The sequence below is a fragment of the Stieleria sedimenti genome, from assembly GCF_025060895.1.
Classification (GTDB): Bacteria; Planctomycetota; Planctomycetia; order Pirellulales; family Pirellulaceae; genus Stieleria; species Stieleria sedimenti.
Window position 1 is genome coordinate 1 of sequence record NZ_JANZKV010000122.1, and the last position, 9028, is coordinate 9028.

Below are 9028 nucleotides of genomic sequence, written 5' to 3' on the forward strand. Positions count from 1 at the left end.
GATGGCACGGGCTGTCGTCGTGGCCGGACGCGTGAACCAAGAGGTGCACCGCAGTCAGCGAGTTGAGCTTGTTTTTGAAATCAGGTCCATCGCGCCGACGCGGTGACCACCGCTGTTCGCCGGCAAAGGGTCGTAGCTCGTGGTCGGCCCAAGAATCGCCTACAATACGGCGATGGAAACTGTTTATCTGGAAACCACTGTTGTTGGCACGATTGCGTCGCGAGACCATCCGGACCCAATCATGTTGGCTCGCCAACTGTCCACTCGTCTGTGGTGGACGGATGCTCCAGCGCGCTTCGACCTTAAGATCTCTGATCTGGTGATTGCCGAATGCAGCGCTGGCGATCCAACCGCGGCATCCGAACGTTTGGCGGTCGTTGATGGGATCGACGTAGTCACACCGCGAGAGGATGCCGAATCACTCGCAGAGGCTCTCATGGTCGGCAAGGCCGTTCCCGAATCGGAGCCACGTGATGCCGCGCATATTGCATTGGCAGCGGTGCATGGACTAACTTATTTGGTTACCTGGAACTTCAAGCATATACTTAATCCACACCTACAACGGCGGATCGGCGACATTTGCCGTGAATCAGGTTTTATTCCTGCGACCATCTGCACACCGGAACAATTGCTTGAATCTTATGACGACACCCAACCCAATTGAAGAAATCAAGGCGATTCGCCACCGACTCGGGGCTGATGCTGGGTACGACATTCATCGCATCTTCGCGGAATTGCGCGACGCACGGGCGTCTTCAGAGCGCTCGTATGTCGACCTACCACCTCGACGAGTTGCGGCGAACCATGCGATGCAACGGAGCGGCGGGGGCGACGTTTCTGACAATGGCGGCTCAACTCCCGCCGCCCGCTGATCGCGGACGTTCGCCTTGCCGCGGTGAACGGTGGACGTTCGCGCTGCTGAATCGTGCTCGTGCTCAGGCGTCAGCCGGTACTCGTACTCCTACTCGACTGGATGGCAAACAAACCGATGTCGGTCGGCCACGCTGCTGAACGTTGTGGCTGAACTCGGCCCACCAAATTTCATCGGACCTCAATTTCCTGGGATTCGCATTTGATGTCACGGTTCGATAGGTGCGCGGTCGATTCGACCGAAGAAGACAAACCGACGCCTGTCGATTCGAGTACGAGTACCGCGTCCGCTGAGTACGAGTACGATTCAAGACAAACCGACGCCTGACGAACCGACCGCTGATTGGGACACCGAATTTCCCACGGCGATTCCGATCGAGTACATTGGCAGTCAGCGGCGATGGCTCGGGCCGTCGTCGAGGCCGGACGCGCGAACCATCCGTTGCACACGCAGGCACGGAGTCGGCGTCAATCGAAAACACAACGTCGCTCGCCGTGCCGCGGTGAACGGTGGCCGTTCTGTCGATGAGTCTCGATGCTGAAGTGCTTCCGAATCGACACGTCGTTTCCTCTTCGCATTCCGTTTCCTAGACGTGGTGTACCTGACAGCAATTTGCTTCCGCCCAAATCTCTTGCATTTGATCGCGTCGACGATCGTGGTGTCGTTCGGATGATGTTTGCACCCCCGACGAAATGGGTTGAATGGTCTCGCAAAGATGTTCCAGGCAAATTTCTATGGATGCCGCACGTCCGTACAAAAGTAGACGCGTTTCAATGGTGGAAAGACGGATGGATTCATATCGTAGAAAGAAGGGCAACCGGAATGAAAACGAGACTCGATCGGCGTTTGGCCGATGCAAGTGACGACGGCGAGAGAGAGCGCATCCGAAGCAGGTACGAGCATTGGTTTTCCGAACAAGAGAATATCTCGCGGCGTCCTACGGAATGGACGATCGAGCATTGGACGGCTCCCAGCGGTTCCGGGATGCGATCTTGGCGCTGTGGCGACGGGATAGCGGTTACGTTTGAATCGCAGGTGCTGGGTTTCGTGCCCGGCAGCCCAGTGCTTCTGCTGATCTCGCCCGACTCTGGCGCGATTTATGTTCCGAATGACGGGCTGGGCTTCCTGCACAGCGCCTTTAGCATCGGCAATCCACATGATCTATGCTCACCGTCACTAGCAGATGAACCTCTAAACGTTACCGACGTCGTTTGGGAGCGTGAGGAGGCAACGACAGAACCACGCGATGATACGGAGCGGCGGTGGTCACCGGTTTGAAGTGGTTAGTCAACTGCCGCCGCCCGCATATCGCTGCCGTTCGTCGCTCTCCAGGGAGCGGCTCTCCAGCAACATTGACTAATGGATTGAAATTACCATTGAAACACTGAGTTCTTCACGATGCTGCCCACTTTGGAAAGGTATTTGACAATGCGCAAGTTTATGCTCCTCGCCGTTTTTACGCTAAGCGTCAGCGTCGGAGATCCTATTACGGTTGCCGGTGAAGATGACGTCCGCAGATTGCAACAAGAAATCACTAGATTGAAAAGTGAGATTGATTCGTTGCGCCGTGACCGAGACGCATTGCAATCCGCACTCGACCAACTCAAAAAAGACGTGTCTTCAAAGTCGAAGGTTGATCCATCATCTGCAGAAGACGGTACACTTCTCGGCGTACTATGGGAAATTGATGTGCTGAAGCCAAACGGAACTGTGCATGCCACGCACAAATTCTATGCGGCCTATGGTAAAGTCTACTACGATTGGCGTGAGGCTGGGAACTATGTCGAACGCGGTTCCCGCGTTCGCGTTGACATTACCAAATCGGTCGACGAACGGTACATCGGCGTCTATGAGCTGGAGCGACTCAGCCAATCGCCTCTCGTGTATGTGGGGCGGGGTAAAAACAAGCGTGGTGAAAACCCTCGTCTTCGATTGCGAGTTATCGAGAACTAGACGCCTACCGCCAGATTCTCAAAATGTGGTCCATCTTTAATCCAGACGTTTCGACGAACCATGGCATGAACCGAAGACGCGGAGTCAAGTTCTTTGAAGTGGTTAGTCGTTCGCCGCGCCTCGGTTATGCCTGACGTTCGCGCTGCTAGCCGACGCCTGACTACCACGGCCCACTTGTTCTTTTGTGTCTTCTCGAGCTTTTTGTGGCAATTGATCTGCCGCGGTTTGACTGGTGCTGACGTACTTGCTGGAAGGCGCTCACGCAAAGTCGCCAAGCCGCAAAGATTAGAACCCATTCCTTTGCGGCTTGGCGCCTTTGCGTGGTCCTTGTTCCCCTTGGGCCACGCTGATGCCGCAATGGGTGCGCTCGGACTGCGCCCACCGGAACTCATCGAACCTCTGTTTCCTGGGATTCGCTCTTGATGTCACGGTTCGATCGGTGCGCGGTCGACTCGGCCGAGGAAGACAAACCGACGCCTGTCGTGCCGGCTGCTGATTGGGACACTCGATTTCCCACGGCGATTCCGATCGAGTACATTGGCCGTCAGCGGCGATGGCACGGGCTGTCGTCATGGCCGGACGCGCGAACCATCCGCCCGCACACGCAGGCACGGAGTCGTCGTCAATTGAAAACACAATGTCGTTCGCAGTGCCGCGGTGAACGGTGGACGTTCTCAGATGGAGTTGGCTTGATGCCGTCGTGGAATCACCCGAAGCTTGGAGCGTTCGAATTCGAGGACTTGGGCTGGTTCGCTGAGGTAAGAATGCCCGGTTTCACGCAATTCGATCTTGATACACCATCGGACTACGACCGCGCCATCATTGAGTTCAGTTTCGATGCGTATGAGCCTAACGAGTTTCCGAATGATGACATGGTTCACGTTGCTTCAAATCTCTTCGAGAATCATCGTCGGCTGATCACAGACGGCGTCAGCTTGCTTTTTGATGACATTCGAGGTGTTGGGACCGATTCGGGGATGTGGTGGCACGGTGATCTTGAACACGTCAACGAGATACTTGAGAATCACGCAAGGCGTCTCGATGAACTCGAAGGCCTGTTTCCCCTGCTGAATGGACCGTCGGTCCTGATTCAAGAAATTGGTTATGGGTTTGATGCCGCATGTGCGATCATCGGATTTGAATCTCTGATTGACGTCGAGCATGGAATCGGTTGGCTGACGGACGGCAACAAGATTCTCGGGACCGGTTACCGTAGCGACGTGAGTCCCAATTCAAGTCACTGAGAACCATGCGATGCACACCGAGTCGCCGAGTCGTGGTTACTGAAGTGGAGGATCGCTCGCGGCGACCGCGTGATCCGTCGCGATACCCGTGCGAACAAAGCGTACCGAAATGGCCATTCGTTACCTTCTCGCTACGACATTCGTTCTAGCCGTGATCATGGCAATCGCGACAGCTAGTTGGGCGGTTGCGTTGTTTCTCGCCTCTTTGGCTTCGTTGACATTGCCTTCTTGGATAAATGGCCGCAATTTCTTGCGAAGGCGCCTCCAGTTCGGTTCGTACATCATTTTGACCGCGATAGTCTATATCTTGTCCTTCGGGCCCGCGGTCGCGATTGACCAGTGCCTGTACAACGGGAATCCAACGAACGGCGCGCCGTATGGAAGCGTCCACCTAATTCGAGTTGCATATCCTATCCAGGCTGCCATCAGGACATGGCCCTACTGGGCGGAAGACGCGCGAGGGGCATCCAGAAGGCTTTTGGAATCATACAATTATCAGTGGCGGAGAATCGGATCGAGTACGAGAGTGTTTTTAGATGGGTTTGTTGACGAACTGGGAGCCACTGGGCGAAACGAAACGGACGGGTAACCAGCGGATCCACATGAGCGACAGAGTCAGTTTTGAATTTGGGTTCACGATGCTCGCCGTCGCCATGTGATTCGTATCGTTCACGCTGCTGACCGACGCCTGACGACAGCGCCCACTTCTTCTTTTGCGTCTTCTCGCGTTCTTTTGTGGCAATTGATTTACTGTCGTTTGATCGTGACCCGAAGGTCGCCCACCGGATGTCATCGAACCTCTGTTTCCTAGAATTCGCATTTGATGTCACGGTTCGATAGTTGCGCGGTCGACTCGGCCGACGAAGACAAACCGACGCCTGTCGATGCCAACGCTGACAACCGACGCCTGTCGTGCAGGCCGCTGATTGGGACACTGGATTTCCCGCGACGATTCCGATCGAGTACATTGACAAAGAGCGGCGATGGCTCGGGCTGTCGTCGTGGCCGGACGCGTGAACCATGTGGTGCACCGCAGTCGGCGAGTCGAGTTTGTTTTTGAGTTCAGGTCGATCGCGCCAACGCGGTGACCACCGTCGTTCGCCGACTGTAATGTTCAATGGATACAACGCCCCAAACATTGTCGGTCGATGGTAGACGAGTCGGTGTCGTCAACGGGTTGGAATGTCATTCGAGTTTCAATCGAGGATCGCTACGATTGGAGATTGAACGCGACGACCCATTACACCGCATTTTCGAGACCGTTGTGATGCTTGCTGCAAATGTCGATAGTTCGACTCCCGCAGACTACCAAGCGGCGTGGGATCGCTGGTATCGAGGTTGCGGTGAACTGCAAGATCTTGGTTTGTGGATTGGCGACGCCGAAGGGCCGATAGAGGAGTTCTCTCTCGAATCTGACTGGACTATAGAATGGTCGAACATGGAGACAGACGACGCATTTCTCTAAAGGATCGTCGTGTTCAACAGGATTGGGCCACGTTAACTGTTGTGGCCAATTTATCCGAGCTACAATGCGGCGAACCATCGGATGCACGACGAGTCGCCGAGTCGTCGTTTTTGAAGTAGAGGATCGCTCGCGGCGACCGCGTGATCCGTGACGTTCGTCGGCAGATCATATGCAGTATTCCATACGTTTGTTGATGTGCCTCATGTTGGGCGTAGCCGTCGGCCTGTTTCTTTGGAAGCACGCGACACCGGTTGCGTTTTTGCTGCTCGCACTCATGCCATCTCTGCTTTTCGTACTCGAACGCCGCAAGGTTCGAAGCCGATTGCATTCGCCGATGACCTGGTCATGGATTCTACTTGCTGCAACTTGCGCATACGTGGGATCCATCGGCCCATTCAATATGCTGCTTGGATGTCTCATTCATGACAACCATACATTGATGCGTGTCAACGACCTGGGCCGTTGGGTATATGCTCCGATGCGCTCACTTCCAGGACCAATTCGTTACCGGTTGGATGCGAATTACATATCGGGATGGCGAAACTATGGGACACAATTTGCAGATCCTGACGACTTGGGGCGAAGTTTCCCAACGCAACTGTACTAGCTGGGCGACGAACCAAGCCATGCACCGGAGTGGCGGTGGCCAGCGTTTTCTGAAATCCAGTTTAACTCCCGCCACCCGGTGATGGCGGTCGTTCGTCCTTAATGGAAGCCCTCAATGGCAATGACGCCCAACGAGATGTCCGCGTTCTTCGCGGAGCGAGCATCGAAGAGCGTATCCGCCATTGATTCGCTCAAAGTGCAAAATGTGCCGCTCCTTCTCGACTTGAACTTTCGACAGGCCGCTCAAAACTATCTCATGTCTGCATTGGTCGATTGGCGTCATCGGCTAGCCAATCCACGTCATAAATTGGTGAATGCGTTTGATGCTTGCAAAACGGCCATCGAACTGCTGCCTGGATTGGACTCGCCTACTCCGTTGGCAACGCGATTTCGATTCTACGATACCGTCTACCTGGCAACGCTGATTGACATTGATCCCCCGCAATCATGCTCGCGGATTTTTCAATCCTGTCGTGCCGATGCAGGTATCGATCTCGCTCTTGACTACTCGCTTGCCGAGCAATTGCTCGGTACTGGCGCAATTTTACCTACGATTGAAGGCAGGACATTCTCAAACGAACAGGCGCTCCTCAGGAAAACGTTCGTCACTTATGCTGCGATACTCGACGGGAACAAGGGTAAGATTGGCACGGCTGAATCGAACTTTGCTGAACGCGGCTCAGATTCCTACTATTCCGGGGGCTTGCAAATCGATGGCGGTGGTCCGGACAACTCAAGCGTGATTGACTATCGACTTGCTGCTATACTCAAGGCGACAGGCAGCGAAATGGATACTATTCACGCGATGCCGTCGACCGGGCGAACCATGCGATGAACCGAAGTCGCGGAATCGTCGTTTTAGACAATGGACAATAAACTCCCGCGACTCGGTTATCGCCGCCGTTCCCCGACAAAGATTGAGATGCGCCGAGCTTCACTCTTTAACGCGTCGTTGCTGCTGATGACGATCGCTTGTGTGGCCATGCTGATTCGACGCAATCGTTCCCAGACGCGTCCTGACAGTCATGTATCTACCACAACTCCGATTCTGCAATTCACTAAGTTCGCGGAAACGAATGGCGTCCCGATCGCACAATTGACTCTTACAAACACAACAAACAGGCCGATCTACTTTGCCGGATATGGATCGCATCGCCCGTTGCAGACGTGGGAACGTAATGTCAGCGATCAATGGATTGAGTGTGACTACGAGTGGTGTGGGACGGGCCGCTCAAACTACTCTCTCGCACCGCAGGACTCGATCGTGATCGATACCGCACTTCGCGAATATCGCACACCTGAAATGCCAGACGATCCGCCGCTGTCCGCATTCACAACACCAATGCGTGTAGTGCTATATTACGGATTCGCTGAGGACGACATTCAGCATCCAATTTTTGGTGAGCCTTTCCAAGCCGGCAGCCGGCAGGGCGGGGAACAATGAAATGCACGCGAGTGACCATAAGGACGGGAGTCATGGTTTTCGGTCTGCTTGCACGTCTTTCGCCCGTCCCGCGTGATTTCTAACGTTCCCCGAATGAATGAACCTGGACATCATTTTTCCGATCATCGGTGTCGCCTTGTTGTTGTTTGGCGTATTGCACGAATACGAATGGCGGCGTCGAATCCGAACCTCGGTCGTTTGCACTGGTCGCGTAGTCGAAATCCATGACGACGCGGACGACGGATACTTTCCGGAGATCGAATACACGTCTGGCGGCGATACGAAACGGTTCCGATCGGCGTACTCAATTCCACCCACGCCATTCATTGGAACTGACGTACCGATCTTGGTGGACACCACAAGCGGCGACGCCGAGATGTACAATCCAAGAGCTCGGTTGAACTTTACCATCGTTCCGATTGTCGGAGGGCTGTTCTTTCTGATCGTCGGACTCGCAACTATGTCGTGACTGACTTCTCCCGCACACGCTGCGGGGAACCATCGGTTGCACCCAAGCACGGGTGGAGAGAAAATAGGCCATCACAACATCGTTCGCCCGTGCTGGGTGAACCGCACCGTTCGCCAAACGTAAGCTCTTTAACCGCCACAGGATCATTGTGAACCGCAGCTACCTTCGTTTCTCGATCGCCTTCATGCTGTTCGCTTGCCTTTGCATCGCAGGCTTTCTTGCTGGCAACCGTGTTGGATACCGAGAAGGATACGCCTCTGGTCAAGCGAAACGCCAATCGGAGGATGCTTATCCTGAGGTTTACGAAGTTGGTGATCTCGTTCGGTCCGTTTGTGGGGATGCCGAAGCTGGCACAAACCAACTGGACTACGATTCCTTGATGATGGCGATTGAAACATCAGTGTTCCCTGACGAATGGGAAGCCCTCGGTGGCGAGTGCACGATTGGGCTGATCCCACAGCTTGAAACTCTCGTTGTCAATGCTACTTCCGGTGTCCATGACAGATTACAGAAGTTCCTGAAGGATCTTTCGTCGGTAAAGCTTGCGGTGGCAGAAGCAAAGATCAAACAGGAAGACACGCAGCGCCGCCGAAAGGAGTGGGTAAATAGCATCCTGCAACCAGTTTCCGATGAGCTAGGAGCAAATCTAGCACTCACCAGCAAGGACATTGATTTTGTCGGCGCTTGGGACGTTCAAAAAAACACCCCGGACGGAATGAGATCGATCTCGCAATATATTTTTGTCGATGCGGATACAGTCCGAATCCCGGCACCGGATGATGCAAGTAAATTAATGTCAGTTTGGTATTTTGCTTCTCCTGGATCGGTCGTAGTGTCGGGTAAGCCATATGTCGCAGCTACCACAAAAGATGATGCGCTCGTGCTGATACCGACCAATGAACCGCTCAGTTTTCTAATTGCTACACGACAAGACGGCGAACCATGAAATGCACACAAGGACGGGAGTCGTGTTGAT

Annotated in this window: 10 protein-coding genes; all 10 read left to right on the top strand. The window is 54.2% G+C overall.

The genetic code is table 11. The annotated features are described in order from the left end of the window. Positions 1-172: 172 nt before the first annotated feature. The 10 genes from NZK35_RS16630 (at position 173) to NZK35_RS16675 (ending at position 8998) form a co-directional block, all read left to right on the top strand. A complete protein-coding gene (locus NZK35_RS16630; protein WP_259633658.1) occupies positions 173-664 on the top strand; it encodes a type II toxin-antitoxin system VapC family toxin in 492 nt (163 codons plus the stop codon). Positions 665-1075: 411 nt separating this feature from the next. Further along, a complete protein-coding gene (locus NZK35_RS16635) occupies positions 1076-1198 on the top strand; it encodes a hypothetical protein (protein WP_259633659.1) in 123 nt (40 codons plus the stop codon). Positions 1199-1405: 207 nt separating this feature from the next. Continuing rightward, entirely contained in the window at positions 1406-2149 is a 744-nt protein-coding gene (locus NZK35_RS16640; protein WP_259633660.1) for a hypothetical protein, read from the top strand. Between the two features lie 150 nt (positions 2150-2299). Next, positions 2300-2824, top strand: coding sequence for a DUF5082 domain-containing protein (locus tag NZK35_RS16645; RefSeq protein WP_259633661.1), 525 nt, complete (start codon positions 2300-2302; stop codon positions 2822-2824). Positions 2825-3516: 692 nt separating this feature from the next. Then, positions 3517-4068: a hypothetical protein gene (locus NZK35_RS16650; RefSeq protein WP_259633662.1), complete on the top strand. Its 552-nt coding sequence runs from the start codon at positions 3517-3519 to the stop codon at positions 4066-4068. A gap of 1216 nt (positions 4069-5284) precedes the next feature. Then, complete coding sequence (locus NZK35_RS16655; RefSeq protein WP_259633663.1) at positions 5285-5533, top strand: hypothetical protein; 249 nt, start codon at positions 5285-5287, stop codon at positions 5531-5533. A 721-nt stretch (positions 5534-6254) separates the two neighbouring features. Continuing rightward, positions 6255-6974, top strand: a complete 720-nt coding sequence (locus tag NZK35_RS16660; RefSeq protein WP_259633664.1) for a hypothetical protein — start codon at positions 6255-6257, stop codon at positions 6972-6974. A 30-nt stretch (positions 6975-7004) separates the two neighbouring features. Next, positions 7005-7583 (top strand): hypothetical protein, encoded by a 579-nt coding sequence (locus tag NZK35_RS16665; protein WP_259633665.1) that lies wholly within the window; start codon positions 7005-7007, stop codon positions 7581-7583. 97 nt (positions 7584-7680) lie between these two features. Next, complete coding sequence (locus tag NZK35_RS16670) at positions 7681-8052, top strand: DUF3592 domain-containing protein (protein ID WP_259633666.1); 372 nt, start codon at positions 7681-7683, stop codon at positions 8050-8052. A gap of 148 nt (positions 8053-8200) precedes the next feature. After that, a complete protein-coding gene (locus NZK35_RS16675) occupies positions 8201-8998 on the top strand; it encodes a hypothetical protein (RefSeq protein WP_259633667.1) in 798 nt (265 codons plus the stop codon). The last annotated feature ends 30 nt before the right edge of the window (positions 8999-9028 follow it).

Bases quoted from the DNA above. Each gene is read 5' to 3' on its own strand.
- NZK35_RS16645 (WP_259633661.1), top strand. From the start codon at position 2,300: ATGCGCAAGTTTATGCTCCTCGCCGTTTTTACGCTAAGCGTCAGCGTC.
- NZK35_RS16630 (WP_259633658.1), top strand. From the start codon at position 173: ATGGAAACTGTTTATCTGGAAACCACTGTTGTTGGCACGATTGCGTCG.
- NZK35_RS16650 (WP_259633662.1), top strand. From the start codon at position 3,517: ATGCCGTCGTGGAATCACCCGAAGCTTGGAGCGTTCGAATTCGAGGAC.
- NZK35_RS16670 (WP_259633666.1), top strand. From the start codon at position 7,681: ATGAACCTGGACATCATTTTTCCGATCATCGGTGTCGCCTTGTTGTTG.
- NZK35_RS16635 (WP_259633659.1), top strand. From the start codon at position 1,076: ATGTCACGGTTCGATAGGTGCGCGGTCGATTCGACCGAAGAAGACAAA.
- NZK35_RS16660 (WP_259633664.1), top strand. From the start codon at position 6,255: ATGGCAATGACGCCCAACGAGATGTCCGCGTTCTTCGCGGAGCGAGCA.
- NZK35_RS16640 (WP_259633660.1), top strand. From the start codon at position 1,406: ATGCTGAAGTGCTTCCGAATCGACACGTCGTTTCCTCTTCGCATTCCG.
- NZK35_RS16665 (WP_259633665.1), top strand. From the start codon at position 7,005: ATGGACAATAAACTCCCGCGACTCGGTTATCGCCGCCGTTCCCCGACA.